At 36.0% G+C, this 14,590-nt stretch carries 16 protein-coding genes and 1 tRNA gene; 4 read left to right on the top strand and 13 right to left on the bottom strand.

The features are described from left to right. Nucleotides 1-82 precede the first annotated feature (82 nt). From F3H01_RS03280 to F3H01_RS03250, 7 genes are all read right to left on the bottom strand, one after another. A tRNA-Lys gene (locus F3H01_RS03280) sits at nt 83-158 on the bottom strand. Nucleotides 159-728: 570 nt separating this feature from the next. Then, on the bottom strand, nt 729-989 hold the full coding sequence (rpsR, locus tag F3H01_RS03275) for a 30S ribosomal protein S18 (protein WP_021091467.1): 261 nt from the start codon (nt 987-989) through the stop codon (nt 729-731). 15 nt (nt 990-1,004) lie between these two features. Continuing rightward, nucleotides 1,005-1,562 carry a single-stranded DNA-binding protein gene (locus F3H01_RS03270; protein ID WP_107776426.1) on the bottom strand — a complete coding sequence of 186 codons (558 nt, stop codon included), beginning with the start codon at nt 1,560-1,562 and terminating at the stop codon, nt 1,005-1,007. A gap of 13 nt (nt 1,563-1,575) precedes the next feature. Continuing rightward, the gene (rpsF, locus tag F3H01_RS03265) at nt 1,576-1,995 is read right to left on the bottom strand and encodes a 30S ribosomal protein S6 (protein WP_021091458.1); all 420 of its coding nucleotides are present in this window, start codon (nt 1,993-1,995) and stop codon (nt 1,576-1,578) included. Between the two features lie 77 nt (nt 1,996-2,072). Continuing rightward, entirely contained in the window at nt 2,073-3,071 is a 999-nt protein-coding gene (gene holA, locus F3H01_RS03260) for a DNA polymerase III subunit delta (RefSeq protein WP_149724820.1), read from the bottom strand. Beyond that, nucleotides 3,064-4,983: an RNB domain-containing ribonuclease gene (locus F3H01_RS03255; RefSeq protein ID WP_149724819.1), complete on the bottom strand. Its 1,920-nt coding sequence runs from the start codon at nt 4,981-4,983 to the stop codon at nt 3,064-3,066. The genes holA and F3H01_RS03255 overlap by 8 nt, the downstream gene beginning before the upstream one ends. Beyond that, nucleotides 4,980-5,798, bottom strand: a complete 819-nt coding sequence (locus tag F3H01_RS03250; protein WP_021091523.1) for an HDOD domain-containing protein — start codon at nt 5,796-5,798, stop codon at nt 4,980-4,982. Before F3H01_RS03250 ends, F3H01_RS03255 begins: the two co-directional genes overlap by 4 nt. 142 nt (nt 5,799-5,940) lie before the next feature. Here F3H01_RS03250 and ilvC point away from each other — a divergent pair, with 142 nt between their 5' ends. The 4 genes from ilvC to ruvX are packed head-to-tail and all read left to right on the top strand — an operon-like array spanning nt 5,941 to nt 9,505. Further along, entirely contained in the window at nt 5,941-6,963 is a 1,023-nt protein-coding gene (gene ilvC, locus F3H01_RS03245; RefSeq protein ID WP_149724818.1) for a ketol-acid reductoisomerase, read from the top strand. Between the two features lie 3 nt (nt 6,964-6,966). Continuing rightward, the gene (locus F3H01_RS03240; protein WP_149724817.1) at nt 6,967-8,358 is read left to right on the top strand and encodes a divergent polysaccharide deacetylase family protein; all 1,392 of its coding nucleotides are present in this window, start codon (nt 6,967-6,969) and stop codon (nt 8,356-8,358) included. Then, nucleotides 8,355-9,125 carry a DNA-processing protein DprA gene (locus F3H01_RS03235; protein WP_149724816.1) on the top strand — a complete coding sequence of 257 codons (771 nt, stop codon included), beginning with the start codon at nt 8,355-8,357 and terminating at the stop codon, nt 9,123-9,125. The genes F3H01_RS03240 and F3H01_RS03235 overlap by 4 nt, the downstream gene beginning before the upstream one ends. Next, nucleotides 9,122-9,505, top strand: a complete 384-nt coding sequence (ruvX, locus tag F3H01_RS03230; RefSeq protein WP_149724815.1) for a Holliday junction resolvase RuvX — start codon at nt 9,122-9,124, stop codon at nt 9,503-9,505. Before F3H01_RS03235 ends, ruvX begins: the two co-directional genes overlap by 4 nt. A gap of 15 nt (nt 9,506-9,520) precedes the next feature. Here the strand turns inward: ruvX and F3H01_RS03225 are convergent, their stop codons facing one another. The 6 genes from F3H01_RS03225 to F3H01_RS03195 all read right to left on the bottom strand — a co-directional run bounded on the left by F3H01_RS03225 (nt 9,521) and on the right by F3H01_RS03195 (nt 14,541). Further along, nucleotides 9,521-10,321, bottom strand: coding sequence for a hypothetical protein (locus F3H01_RS03225; RefSeq protein ID WP_149724814.1), 801 nt, complete (start codon nt 10,319-10,321; stop codon nt 9,521-9,523). Next, on the bottom strand, nt 10,318-11,340 hold the full coding sequence (queA, locus tag F3H01_RS03220; protein WP_149724813.1) for a tRNA preQ1(34) S-adenosylmethionine ribosyltransferase-isomerase QueA: 1,023 nt from the start codon (nt 11,338-11,340) through the stop codon (nt 10,318-10,320). Before queA ends, F3H01_RS03225 begins: the two co-directional genes overlap by 4 nt. Further along, nucleotides 11,333-12,091, bottom strand: a complete 759-nt coding sequence (gene tatC / locus F3H01_RS03215; protein WP_021091515.1) for a twin-arginine translocase subunit TatC — start codon at nt 12,089-12,091, stop codon at nt 11,333-11,335. Before tatC ends, queA begins: the two co-directional genes overlap by 8 nt. After that, the gene (gene tatB, locus F3H01_RS03210; RefSeq protein WP_084042117.1) at nt 12,091-12,489 is read right to left on the bottom strand and encodes a Sec-independent protein translocase protein TatB; all 399 of its coding nucleotides are present in this window, start codon (nt 12,487-12,489) and stop codon (nt 12,091-12,093) included. The genes tatC and tatB overlap by 1 nt, the downstream gene beginning before the upstream one ends. 67 nt (nt 12,490-12,556) lie before the next feature. After that, complete coding sequence (hemW, locus tag F3H01_RS03200; protein WP_149724812.1) at nt 12,557-13,603, bottom strand: radical SAM family heme chaperone HemW; 1,047 nt, start codon at nt 13,601-13,603, stop codon at nt 12,557-12,559. A 53-nt stretch (nt 13,604-13,656) separates the two neighbouring features. Next, the gene (locus F3H01_RS03195) at nt 13,657-14,541 is read right to left on the bottom strand and encodes a helix-turn-helix domain-containing protein (protein WP_149724811.1); all 885 of its coding nucleotides are present in this window, start codon (nt 14,539-14,541) and stop codon (nt 13,657-13,659) included. Nucleotides 14,542-14,590: the final 49 nt, after the last annotated feature.

The raw sequence follows: 14,590 nt of genomic DNA, 5'->3' as shown, positions 1-14,590 counted from the left end.
CCTTAGAGGATTTGAACCTCTGTTTCTACACAGAGAAAGTAGAGTCCTGAGCCACTAGACGAAAGGGTCATAAACCCAAAAATGGTGTCCTGCGTTGGATTCGAACCAACGGCCCCCTCATTAAAAGTGAGATGCTCTACCGACTGAGCTAGCAAGACATTTGCTTAAAAAAGAATTGAGATTATACAAAAAACATTATTACATGTCAAGAAAAGGATGTTTAAAATTTGTTTTTGACTAATATTAATTGTACGGTTAAGCTGATTTGACATCGGTAAATTTTTAAAATAAAAAATACATAATAAAGGCCATTTGTAAGATATGCGGACACCAAATGGATGAATATTGGATTTACTAAGATATGTTTTTATTGTAAAGTTCTTCTATATTAAGCATCTTACTTTTTAGCCTCATGTGAACAGCTATTGCTATACGATAGATGATGTGTGGTTCATAATAGTAAGAATTGTGGTAAATCGACGACATTGATTGCACATATGGCTAAATAAGTTATTTTTGAACTAAAGAGTTGTTTAAAGACAGTATATATTTGAGATGCCTACTTGAATAAATTCTATTTACCTCGTGCAAGTTAAATCAAAATTATAGATAGTACTTGAAAAATATTTTAAACTGTGTTCAATAAATAAAAATCTGTAAGAATATAAATCTAGGATATTTAGGATTAGGATTAAACCCCGTTAATAGGGGCTTAATAAGTTAATTAATTATAGTCCATCAAAAGGATTTGAAACTACATCTTTGCGATCTACTATGTAAGGTATAATAGCTGCATGACGAGCTCTTTTGATCGCTTTTTCTACCATCTCTTGATGTCTTTTTGATGTGCCAGTTAAACGTCTTGGCATGATTTTAAATCTCTCTGATAAACAATACTTTAAAAGAGAAGTATCTTTATAATCTATAAAATCAATTTTTGCTTCTGTAAATTTGCAATATTTACGTGAATATTTTCTTTTTTCTGCCATTTTCTATCCTTTAAATTAAAACGGTATTTCGTTGTCGCCATCAAAATTATCGGCGTCAATGTTTATATCAGGGATTTTTTCCTCATAGTACTCTTCTTGTACTTTTTTATTTTGTGGTTGCATTTGCTGTCTTTGTGATGCTGAATTTTGATATCCACCATTACCATAGCTATTATTTAAACCATTATTTCGTTGTTGTGAGTACGAACTATTTTGATTAAATCCACCTTGACTTTGTCCATTAGCTCCGCTATTTCCGCCAAGCATCTCCATATTTTCAACTACAATTGAGTGCTTTGAACGGTTTTGTCCATTATTGTCGGTCCATTGATCAAATTTTAATCTTCCTTCAACTAGGAGTTTGGAGCCTTTGCTTAAATATTGATTTGCTATCTCAGCTGATTTGCCAAAGAACGATATGTCAATAAAGCATGTCTCTTCACGTTTTTCGCCGTTAGTATTAAATTTTCTAGTAACAGCAATACCGGAATTTCCTATAGCAGATCCACTAGTAGTGTATCTTAGCTCGATATCTCTTGTTAAATTTCCAACCAGTACTACTTTATTGAACATTTTTTATCCTTGATTATTCTTCTGTAAAAGTTTGCTCGTCTACTTTTTCAACTCTTGGCTCACGCGGTGCTCTTGGCTCACGAGGCTCTTTTTTTATAGTTTGTTTGATACCTTTGCAAAGTCTTTCCCAAGCTGCGATTTCGCGTTTATTTTCATATTTAACGCTTAAAAATCTTATGATATCTTCAGTGATCCTTACATTTCTTGTAAGTTCTGCAAGAAGCGCTGGTGGAGCTTTGTAATAGATAACAAAATATGTTCCACGCTCGTATTTTTTGATGGTGTAAGCTAGCTTTCTAGTGCCCATCTCAACAACAGTAGCGATCTCGCCGCCGTTTTTTGTTATAACTTCTTTTACGAAGTCAACTTTAGCTTTAACTTCTTCTTCCGTTAATGTCGGCTTAAGAATAAATAAAAGCTCGTAATGTTTCATTTCTTCTCCTTATGGATATTTAGCTCACTTTGTGAGCAAGGATTTTGCTTTAAGCAAGGGTGGATTTTAGCTTAAAGTTACTTAATATTTGCTGTTGATATAAGATGTTGCAAATTTAAAATAGTTGATAATGCAAAAATTTCTTTATCCATTTTTGTGTTTGTTTTTAGCTCTAGCTCGGCTAAATTTAGCGTTTTAAATATCTCCAAATAGGTATTTAAATTTAGTTTTAAGCTATTTGCTTTTAATAAATTTGCGACATTTACAGGCGGTTGATAACCGATTGCCTCATCTAAATTTAAGCGGCCATTTATCTTAATGTAAGAGTAAATTTTAAATAGCCTAAAAAATGCTTTGTAAAGCGAGTTTAGAAGTAAAATTTCATTAAAATTTGGATCTTCTAGATAGGTAAAAAAGTCGTTTTTTATATCTTTTAGTGCCATAAATTTGTTAAAAAAATCATCAAAATTTATCCCGCCAAGTCCAAAAACCAGCCTTTTTACATCATCTTGTTCGATGTGAGTGTTTAGGCTCTTTAGCTTTGTTAGCTCGCTTGCTGCAAGGTATAAATTTTCATTATGTGTAAAATAAAGCTCATAAAGTGCATTTTTGGTTATGTTTAGGCCTATTTTAGCTGAGCTTTTAGCTAGTAAATTTATCGCTTCATCTGGGTTTGATGGCTTAAAAAATCTAGCAAAATTTGTCCCAAAAGCCTTTTGCGTATCAAAAACTAGCTTCATATCGGCCTCATAAAGCTCAAACAAAAAGTAGTTGTCATGGCTTTTTGAGCAAAGCGAGATGAGCTCTTTTAGCTCTTTTGCCGGGATCTTTTTGTCGCTTTTTACATAGAGGATATTTTTGCCGCCAAAAAGTGACTGCTCGCTTAGGTGAGAGCTTGCTTGCGCGTAGTTGTACTCGTCAAAATAAAGGCTTAATAAATTTGCATCTTCGCTTGCATAAAAGCTCAAAATTTCCTTGCCAAAAAGCTCGATCTGAAACTCGTCTGCGCCAAAAAGCAAGAAGTAGTTGCTTAAATTTGCATTTGCTAAATTTAGCTCCAAATCTTTTCTATACATCGATCTTTCTTACCACTTTTGCAAAAATTTTAGCGCTTGCGATATCGGCCTCTGTGATCTTTACGATGAGCTTTTGAAGTAAATTTGCGCTATATCCTGTTATAAAAATCCTAGCTCCAACAAAATGATCATCAAGCTTGGCAACCAAGACATTTTGGTTTTCGATCACGTAGCAACGCACCTCTTTACCGATGTTTGCGGCTGCCCAGCGTGCAAATTTCCTATCCATAAAGTCGTAGGCTACCTTGTCGGCTTCTCTTTCAAGCTCACTTAAATTTGCACAGGTGCTTTGGATGTTTAAAAGCAAGAAGTTGTAAAGCTTGTCATCTTTTAAAATTTTAGCCTTTAAAAGCCTATGTAAAATAAGGTCGGAATAGCGTCTAATAGGGCTTGTAAAGTGTGTGTATCTATCAAATCCAAGCCCAAAGTGGCCTAAATTTTCACTTGAATACTCAGCTTTTTTTTGAGACTTGATGATGAGCTTATCTATCTCTTCTCGGTTGCCAAGTTCATCAGCTTTTAGCTGTATCTTTCTTATCAAATTTGCAAGATCGTTTTCATAAGTAAAGTCAAGCCCCAGAAGTTGCAGGTCCTCAAGCAAGGTATCTATCTTTTTAAAATCAGGCGAAGCGTGGTTTCTAAAAACACCTTTTGTGATGAGCTTTGCGGCAGCTTTGTTTGCTAAAAGCATACAGTCCTCGACTAATCTGTGCGAGTCGGAGTCACTTTCAAACCTGGTTTGAGAAATTTGACCCTCTTCATCAAGGCTCATTCTAAGCTCTTTTGTTCTAAAGTCAAATGCGTGCAAAAGCCTTTTTTTGCGAAGCTTTGTGGTGAGTTTAAAAAGTGGCTTGACCCATGAAATTTCACATTCTCTTTTGCCTTCTAAAATTTCATCGATCTCGTCGTAGTTAAAGCGCCTTTTTGAAAGGATGATTGCCTCAAAAAGCTCCTCTTTTTTTACCTCGTTGTTTGCATGAAGTGAAATTTTAAAACAAAATGCAAGACGCGGTACGTCTGGTTTTAGTGAACAGATATTTTCACTTAGCGCGCGCGGCAACATCGGCACTGAAATGTGCGGAAAGTAGATAGAAAAGCCTCTTTTTTTAGCCTCGCTGTCAATGGCACTATATGCAGTCACATACTCGCTCACATCAGCGATAGCAACGTAAATTTCGCGCTTTTTCTCATCAAAATATATGGCATCGTCAAAGTCTTTGGCATCAACTGGATCGATCGTGCAAAACTCTAAATTTCTTAGATCAACTCTATTTGGATACATGCTAGCATCGACTTCATCGCCAAAAGCCTTTGCTTCAAGCTCGCAAGCCTCGCTAAATTTATCGTTTTTATTATAAATAGCAAGCGAAATTTTCTCATCGCTTAGCGGATCTTCTAAATTTCCTAAAACCTCGACTATCTCGTTGTTTAGGTTGTTTATCTTAAGCAGCGTCCCAAGTGGGAGCATCTTTAGGCTTTTTTGCGTTGCTTTTAAGGTCGTGCTTAGTCCAGTTTTTAAATTTACACCTAAAATGGCCGCTCCAAAGCGTTTTGTATAGACCACACTTGTCTCATTGGCAAGCTTTAGGCTCATTACTATTTTAGCGCTTTGGCGTTTTTTCTTAAGCGGCAAAAGCTTTGCAAGTACGATATCGCCAAGGTGAGAGTTGTTTAAATTTTTATTTTCTACGATGATGTCTTGCTTGAAGCGTTTATCAAATGGCATGATAAAGCCAGTTGCGTTTTGACTGATGTCTAGCTTGCCGCAGACGTAGCCATTGTTTAGGTAAAATTTATCTTTATGGGAGCTTACGGCACCAAGATTTAAGAGATTTCGTAAAATCTCTTTATCTTCGTTTGAAACTTCTTTTTCCTTGATGCCAACTAGTAGTGATGTTAGAAATTCTTTCACAAATTATCTTTGACTTTAGCGACAGCCATTAAAAACGTATCATGTCCAAAGCCGTATTCGTCAAGAAGAGGTAGAGTATTTTGTATGCTTATATCATCAAGTTGATTAAAGATATTTACAGCTGTTTTTATCACTTTTAGGGCTTTTGCATAGTCTTTTATATGATCTGGTGCCTCTTCTGGATTATTTGAATAGAGTATTGAGCTGCTAAGCTCTGTCTCAAGGTTCCATTGTTCAAAAATTTTAGCTGTAACTTCTTCATTTGACATATCTAAAATTTCTGTTTCAAATAGAGCAAGATCGATTGGGCTAGATATATTTTTAAGTTTTTCTCTAAATTCGACGTCTTGCTTATTTTCAGCTAATTCATGAGCAAGAACTATCTTGCCAATCTCAAGCATAAATGAAGCTGGAGAGAGAATTTCTAGACTTTTAGGATTAACTTTAGAATGCCAATTGTACATCAATGCATTTTGTATTATCGAGATATTTAAAAAATCTTGTGTAGTAATGCCATAAGGCTCTAAATTTATAGAAAAGCTCTTTTTAATAGTACTTGAAAGTGCAAAACCTCGAATAGTAGCCATACCAAAAAGAGAAATAGCTCTTGCGATGGTTGTGATCTCTTGAGAAAACCCATAAAGTGGAGAGTTTGCTGAACGCAAAATATTTGCTGTTAGCATCGGATCCTTTTCGACCACTTTTGTAAGATCACTTATTGAGCTATTTTCATCCGCATGTAAGCGTTGAATTTGTATAACTGTGTCATCTAATGGTGGAAGTGCTTTGATTTTTTTAAAAACTGATTCATTCATTGAGTTATCTCTTTTTTTGAAATTTCAGCGTATTTTATCAAAATAAATTATCATAAAACTTAAAAAGAGTTTCTGTATATTTCAGCCGAATTTTTGCTGGTTAAAGTTATAATTTTGCCAAATTTTAATAATAGGAGTAACAATGGCTATAAATGTTTATTATGATAAAGACTGCGATTTAAGCCTTATTCAAAGTAAAAAAGTAGCAATCATCGGCTTTGGTTCACAAGGTCATGCACATGCTGAAAATTTAAGAGATAACGGTGTAAGCGTTGTGATTGGCCTTTCAAAAGGTGGCAAAAGCTGGGCAAAAGCTGAAGCAAAAGGCTTTGAGGTAAAAACCGTAAGTGAAGCTACAAAAGGCGCTGATGTGGTTATGATTTTAACTCCAGATGAGCTTCAAGCAGAAATTTATAAAAACGAGATCGAGCCAAATTTAAAAGATTACGCTGCTATCGCTTTTGGACATGGATTTAATGTTCATTTTGGCCAGATAAAAGCCCCAGCAAATATAGATGTCATTATGATCGCTCCAAAAGCTCCAGGGCACACAGTTAGAAGCGAATTTGTAAGAGGTGGTGGCATACCTGATCTTATTGCTGTTGAGCAAAATGCAAGCGGAAAGGCTAAAGAGATCGCTCTAAGCTATGCTTGCGGTATAGGTGGCGGTAGAACCGGCATTATTGAGACAACATTTAAAGATGAAACTGAAACAGATTTGTTTGGTGAACAAGCAGTACTTTGTGGCGGTCTTTGCGCGCTAGTAAATGCTGGTTTTGATACGCTTGTAGAGGCTGGTTATGAGCCTGAGATGGCGTATTTTGAATGCTTACACGAGCTAAAACTAATCGTTGATCTAATGTATCAAGGTGGCATGGCCGATATGCGTTATTCTATCTCAAACACAGCTGAATACGGTGATTACGTAAGCGGTGTAAGAGTGGTTGGCGAAGAGAGCAGAAAAGCCATGAAAGAAGTTTTGAAAGAGATTCAAAATGGTAAATTTGCAAAAGACTTCGTCCTAGAGAGAAAAGCAGGATATGTTAGAATGAACGCTGAGCGCGGTATAGCTGAGAGAAGTTTGCTAAATCAAACTGGCAAAAAACTTCGCGCGATGATGCCTTGGATAACTAACGGCAAACTTATAGATCAAAATAAAAACTAAGCCTTGAGCGAAAAAAAGACTGCAAAGAAGCGACCCACAAAAAATAGTGCAGGTCGCTCTCACAATAAAACCTATCTTGGTATCGGCATTATCGCAGCTATTTTGATAATAGCACTTAGCGTAGCCCTTAGTATAAAAAATAATGGTGCAGAACAGATAAGCAAAGCAAATGAGCCAAAGATAGAGAAGCAAATTTCTAAAAAAGCTGAGCCAAAGGTTGCCAGTAAAGAGAAAAAACAAGAATACGAAAAGAGAAAATACCCTCTAAAATTTGATGAAGATGAAAATTTAAGTAAAATTTTTACCGATCCTAAGCATAAAAGTGAGCTTGCTTTAAATTCAAAAGTTGAGCCAAAAGAGCAAAAAAAGATAGCTGAAGTAAAGAGTGAAGCCAAAAAAGAAGAGATAAAAAAAGAGCAAAACGATACTAAAAATTTACTTGCAAGTTATAAAAATACAGAGCCTAGTGTAATAGAAAATGAACAAAAGATAGAGCCATTTTATAGCTCAAAAGTCGAACAAAAAACCGAGTTAAAACCTCAAAATTTTGAAGCAAAAGTCGATCAAAATAAAAGTACTGAAATAGAAAAAAAAGAGAAAATTAAAAGCGAGAACATAAAAGTCGAGCCAGCTAAAAAAGCTGAAAATTTAACTACCAAAAAGATAGAAAAAACAAAATACGAAGAAAAAAATATAAAAAAAGATAGCTTTGAAGCGGTACCTTTTACGCCAAGCGCCAGCATAAAAGGGCGCGCAAAGCTCGTTATCATAATAGACGATGTGGCGACATTTGAACATGCGAGTATGATAAAGTCGCTTGGCTTAAAAATCACGCCGTCTATTTTTCCAGCGACAAAGACTCATCCAGATACTCCAAATATCGCAAGAACATTTGAGTTTTATATGATACATCTTCCGATGCAAGCAAAACACTTTGATAGCCCAGAAATAGGTACTCTCACGATCAATGAGAGCTTTGAGAGCATGCATGAAAAGATAAAAAAGATACGCAAAGACTTTCCACGTGCAAAATATACAAACAACCACACAGGATCACGCTTTACAAGCGATTTTGACGCTATGGATAAGGCTTATAGGGCGCTGATAGAGCAGGGCTTTGTCTTTGTTGATAGTAAAACTATCGCTCAAACCGCAGTAGCAAGAGCTGCAAAAAAACATAATCAGCCATACATTTCAAGGGATATATTTTTAGACGACGATCCATCGGCTAGTGCTGTTAGGCGTGAGCTTGTGGCTGCTGTAAATTTGGCTAAAAAAAGAGGCTACGCGATCGCCATTGGGCATCCAAAGAAAAATACGATCGCAGTGATAAAAGAGAGTAAAAATAATCTTTTAAAAGATGTTGATGTGGTTTATCTAAAAGATATTTTATGAGACTTGATTTTATTCCAGAGCCGTTAAAAAGACTAAAAAATCCACCAAAACAGCTAAATTTTATCGGAGATACTTCGCTTTTATCTTTGCCAAAGATCGCAGTTGTTGGCTCAAGAAAGGCAAGTGTTTATACAAAAGATTGCGTTACGGCACTTTGCGCAGTGCTAAAAAGTGCAAATGTCTGTGTGATAAGTGGCGGAGCTATCGGCGTTGATATCGCAGCTCATAAAGCTGCTATGCCACGAACGATTGGTATTTTTGCGAGCGGACTTGACACCATCTATCCAAGCCAAAATAAAGTGGCAATAAATGAAATTTACGCCAAAGCCTTGGCTCTTAGTGAGTATGATGAAGGTGAGCCGCCACTTGCTTATAGATTTTTGGATCGAAACCGCATAGTTGTGGGGCTTTGTGAAGCTCTAGTCGTCGCGCAAGCTGATCTTAAAAGTGGTTCTATGCAAAGTGCAAGGCTTGCAAATGAGCTTAAAATTCCAGTTTATGTACTGCCACAGCGCATGGGTGAAAGCGATGGGACAAATTTTTTGCTTGCAAATAAAAAGGCCGAGCTTATCGATGACTATCATAAATTTGCTTCACTTTTTGGCGAGATAAAAGAGCAAGAAAAAACTAGTGACGAGATCTTAAAATTTTGTAAAAATGGCGTAAGTCTTGATGAAGTTTTAGCAAAATTTGGCGATATCATCTATGAGTACGAGCTTGAAGGGCTAGTTGAAATTTCAAATCTAAGAGTAAAGAGCTTGCTATGAGAGAGAAATTTATGGCTATTGATGTTGGGTTAAAGCGAATAGGACTTGCTTTTGGTTTTGGCGAGATCGTGACCCCGCTTGAGCCAGTGCTTAGAAAAAATAGAAATCAAGCCGCAAGAGATGTGAGCCAAAAGGTAAATGAATATGCCCCAGATACGCTGGTGGTAGGCGTGCCAATCGGCGGCAGTAGCGAGGACGAGATGAGAAGGCGCATAGAACATTTTGTCTCGCTTCTTGACGTGCAGGCTAATATCGTCTATCAAGATGAGGCCTTTAGCAGCAGCGAGGCAAGTGAAATTTACACAAACACAAAGCGAGATGGCAGGCTAGATAGCATTTCAGCCACTATTATTTTAAAAAGATATCTTGGGATAAATTAAAAAGTAAAAATCGGTCTATTTCTCGAGCGAATTTTTAAAAGCTAGCTGAAAACTATCCGTGCTAAAAGGTTGCTTTAATACTGTGACATTATTTGGCAGATCGTTAGCCGACTTATCGTTTTTGCAAATGGCTACGATACGAAAATTTTTAATATTTTTAAACTCAAGTATATCTTCTAGCATCGCTTCATTTTTTAAAATTTTACTATCAATAAAAATAACAAATGGGGTAAAAATAGAATCTTTTATATGTCTCATTAGATTGCTAAGGTCGTTTTTGCCGATAACCTTTAGACCTAAAAAATTTATCTGAGTACTAATGGTGTCAAACAAAGCATCGTCATCGCAAGTGACTAAGATATTTGTATTTGTTTGATTTTTGATATTTATTTGTCTTTGGATGGCTCTATCGCCCGTTAGTGCCGCGCTAAAAGATATTAAAAATTCTCCATCATTATGAGAGATCATAGATTCATTTGCTTTTTTTAGATAGTCATTTATCTTGCTGAGATAGTAGTGACTTGGCCTCATTACGCTATGGCTAGATTTTATCTTAATGTCAAAATGCACAGATTTGGGACTATAATTTTTAAGCTGAAAGAGAATGTAAATGTCTGCATATTCGGTAGAGTAAAGGAAAAATTTGCAAATATTTTCAAGTGTTTTTATGAGATTTGTAGCATCAAATTTTAAAAACCTTGGATAGCTTGGGTCGTAGCTAAAAATGATGGAATTTTTAGTGTCTTGTGCGTCTTGGTATATGGCACTAAGAAAAATTTCCATTCTGTTTATGATATCGATAGGTTTATCTTTCATATTATCAACATCCCGTCGCCGTATGAGTAAAATCTATACTTTTCATCAACTGCCGTTTTATAAATTCTCATCGTCTCTTCAAGCCCTATGAAGCTGGTTACTAGCATTATTAGGGTTGATTTTGGTAGATGAAAATTTGTAAGAAGGTAGTTTTGCCTGATAGGCTTATTATTTAGGTTTAAAAATAGCTTACAAAAGCCGCTTGCTTGCTTGCTCCTTGCAAATTCTTCAACACATCTAGTAACCGTCGTGCCAACGCCAAGGATTGGTTTATTAGAATTTATAATCTCTTGAGCTTGCTCGCTTAGCTCGTAAAATTCTGAGTGCATTTTGTGGTCATTTATATTTTGGCACTCCACACCTTTAAATGTCCCAGCGCCAACGTGAAGCGTAATATAGGCGACTTCATGCTTTGCTTTTATCTGCTCTAGCATTTGTTCGCTTATGTGAAGGCTAGCTGTCGGAGCTGCCACTGCACCACTATTTTTGGCAAATATGCTTTGATACCAGCTCTCATCATCCTTTGTATCAGCCCTTTTAATGTATGGCGGAAGCGGGACGTGACCAATCTTTTCAAGCTCACTAAAAAGATGAACATTATCAAGCAAAACGCCATTTTGCGTAAAATTTACCACTCTTGTGCCATCATCATTTAGCTCAAGCACATTTACTTTTAGGTTATCAGGAAAATTTAAAATGCTACCAGCGCTTACTTTACCTCTTATATAGACGCTAAATTTATTCTCGCCTATGGGTTGATTTAGCATCACTTCACAAGCCCCACCGCTTTCTTTTTGTCCTAAAATGCGAGCTTTGATAACTTTTGTGTTATTAAAAATGACCGCTGCATCCTCTGGGATGAGGCTGGAGAGATCTTTAAATTTGTAGTGTTTTATCTCTTTTGTATTTTTAAAATAGACGAGCAATCTTGCCTCTTCTTTTGGCAAAATTGGCTCTTTTGCGATGAGCTCTTCTGGTAAAAAATAATCATAACTTGAGACGTCGTTTATATTACTCATCGCTTGCTACGTCGCTGTCTTGTTCTTCTTTTTCGTCTTCATCGTCGCTCTTATTAGCTCTTTTAGCGACGATTATTGAAATTCCATAAAGTCCGATGAGTGGTAGTGCCATTAAGACTTGACTTATCACATCAGGTGGTGTAACGATAGCTGCAAAGATAAAGATGATAACAACAGCATATCTGAAGTAATCTTTTAGCATTTTGTCATCGACAAGTCCGATCTTTGCTAAGAAAAATGTAATGACTGGTAGCTCAAATGAAATTCCAAAGCCAATTAGTAGTTTTGCAAAAAAGCCAACATACTCGCCAATGCTTGGTAGTGCCGTAAAGAGCTGGCCACCAAAATTTACCAAAAATGCAAAGCCAAGTGGAATCACCACGTAATAACAAAATGCCGCTCCACACGCAAACATAAATGAAGCTGAGATGACAAATGGGATCACATATTTTTTTTCATTATCATAAAGTCCAGGAGCGACAAATAGCCAAAACTGCCAAAAAATGATAGGTAGCGCGATCACGACACCAGCAAAAAATGCAACCTTCATCGCTGTAAAAAATGGCTCTTGAATTTGAGTGAATATGATATTTGAGCCAGCTGGCAAGACCTGTTTTAGCGGTTCGCTCATCCATGCAAGCAGTGGGTTCCAAAACGTAAAGCAGATGCCAAAGCAGACAAAAACGCTTACTATGCTTATAAAAAGTCTCTTTCTAAGTTCGATTAAATGGGGTCTTAGCTCTTCAAACATTACGCCTCTTTTTTATCGTTTAAGATCGCATCTTTAACTAAATTTGTTGGATTTTGTATATTTTCTACCGTTTTTTTCGTGTCGCTTACGACGTTTTGTATGCTTTCAGTGACATCGCTTGCGCTTTTCTTGATCTCGTCAAGCTCTTCAAAAGTAAGCTTTTTGCGCACATTCTGCGTGCTTTTAGTTATGCTTTCTTTATATTTTTGGGCATCTTCTTTTAGCTCTGCTATCTTCATTTCTTGATCAAATGTTGATTTTGCGTCGTTTATGCCTTTTTTAAACATTTTTAGAAATTTTGCAATCTGAACCATCGCGCTTGGCAGCTTGTCAGGACCTAAAACTAACACTGCAATAATGGCGATAACTAAGATTTCAGAAAAACTCATTCCAAACATTTTTGCCTCTATTAAATTTTATTTAAGCTTTGTATTTTATCTTGACTTTGCTCAAAATTTTATAAATTTAGCCCTCGATAAAGAGTGCGATCTCGTCACTTAGTAAGAAATTTGGATTGTAAAATTTACCATTTTTAAAGAGCAGTTTTTCATTTTCTACAAGTATATTTGCTCTTTTTTTCTGAGCCTCACTTAAGCGTCCAGCCTCCACGCCAACTATGCTTCTAAGCCCTAAAAATATATGCTCTCTTAAAAGCTCGCTTTGGCTTAAAATTTCTTTTTCTCTATATGTTGGTTTGGCGATGTAGGCATCTATGCTATTTTTGGCGTAGTATCTGATGCCATTCACAAAGCCCACGCTAAAAGCACCTACGCCAAGGTAGTTTTTGCCCTGCCAGTAGCCAAGATTGTGCTTACAAATTTGCCCGAAATTTGAAATTTCATACTGCCCAAAGCCAGCAAGCCCAATTTGCTCTATCATAAATTTAGCCAAAGTGTCGCTATCTTTTTTATAACTTTTTTTACCAGCAAAAGGGGTGCTTTCTTCAAGAGTGAGCGAGTAAGCACTTAGGTGCGTGATAGCAAGGCTTTTTAAATTTTCAACCTCAGCCAAAAGACGCTTTTTGGTATCAAATTTAGTGTCATAGATGAGGTCTAAATTTATGCTCTTAAAGCCAGCTGTCTGGGCATTTTCAACCGCTTTAAAAATTTGCTCCTTACTGTGGATGCGCCCCAGAAATTTTAGCTTATCTTCAAAAAAACTTTGAGCGCCAAAGCTTATGCGATTTGCGCCTAAATTTTTAACATGCTTTAGCCAAGCAAGGCTTGCTGAGTTTGGGTTTGCTTCAAGTGTGATCTCAGTTGTTGGAGTGCAAAGAGGAGCTAAAATGCTAAAAATTTCATCATAAAATTTAGCATTTACTGCACTTGGTGTGCCGCCACCAAAAAAGATGGTTGAGATTTCTTTTACATTTTGGCTTTTTAGCTGAAAATTTAGATCAAGGCAAAGTGCCTTAAAATAGGCACTAACCTTCTTAAATTCGTCATCACTTGAGCCAAAGGCGCAGTAGGGACATTTGCTTTCACAAAATGGCACATGGATATAAACTTGCAAATTTCTCTCTTTAAAATTTTGGCGATTATAAGAAATTTGGTATTTATAGCAGTTTAAAAGTAGCTTTTGGTCTTTAAGAGTTTGCTTGGCAAAAAGCCAAAATTTATCTTAAAAATTTTTGCAAAATGTGCAGTATTTGCGTAGCCTACGATATTTGCGGCCTCTTTTATGCTGATATCATTTTGCTCTAAAAGAGAAAAAGCTAGCTTTAGGCACTCTTTTACTAAGAGCTGATAGATCGTATCTTTGAAAAATAGCTTAAAATTTTTCTTTAGCCAAAAGTCATTTGTACCACAAAGATGGGCTAACTCCTTGATGCTTGGAGGATTTTGTATACGACTTAGCAAGATCATTTTAGCCTTTAAAAGAGTTTTTTCTTCATCGCTGCTAAGTGAAATTTCGCTCTCTTTTCGTATTTTACTTTTGTAAATAAGCTCTAAAATTTTTGATTCGGTAAAAATTTCTCTCATCGCTCCTTCATATAAATTTGTCGTTTCAAGCTCATTTAAAACGCAAATTTGAGCTAAATCTTTTTTATATTTCAAAAGCTCAAATTTATCATCAAATCTAAGTCCAGCAAATATCTCAAGCTTATTTGCGTAACTTTCGTCAAAAAGTAGTGTTTTAGTCTTATAAAATTTATTTTGATACTCAAAGACACCTTTAAAATCGTCATTAACAAGCCCAATGCAAAATTCATCTTTGTTTAAGATATACTCTTTTCTATCAAGCTTAAAGCAAAGATCGTTTTTATCCTCATTAAACATTAAAAATAGGTATTTTTTAGACTTGTGGCGATCTCTTTTTATCCTGCCATTACATAAAATTTCACTTTTTAGATAGCTGATGCCACTGCTTTGCTTGAAAAACTCCACGCTTACTTGTTTTTCCTTTTGAGATATCTTGCTCGTTCCATATTTTTTGCCTAAATTTATCATTTTATCCCTCAAGCATTAAATTTAATCCCTTTAGCGTTATGTATGATAT

Origin of the sequence: Campylobacter concisus (assembly GCF_902460875.1) — a bacterium.
GTDB classification, from domain to species: Bacteria; Campylobacterota; Campylobacteria; order Campylobacterales; family Campylobacteraceae; genus Campylobacter_A; species Campylobacter_A concisus_AA.
This window is presented reverse-complemented; position numbering and strand designations above follow the sequence as displayed.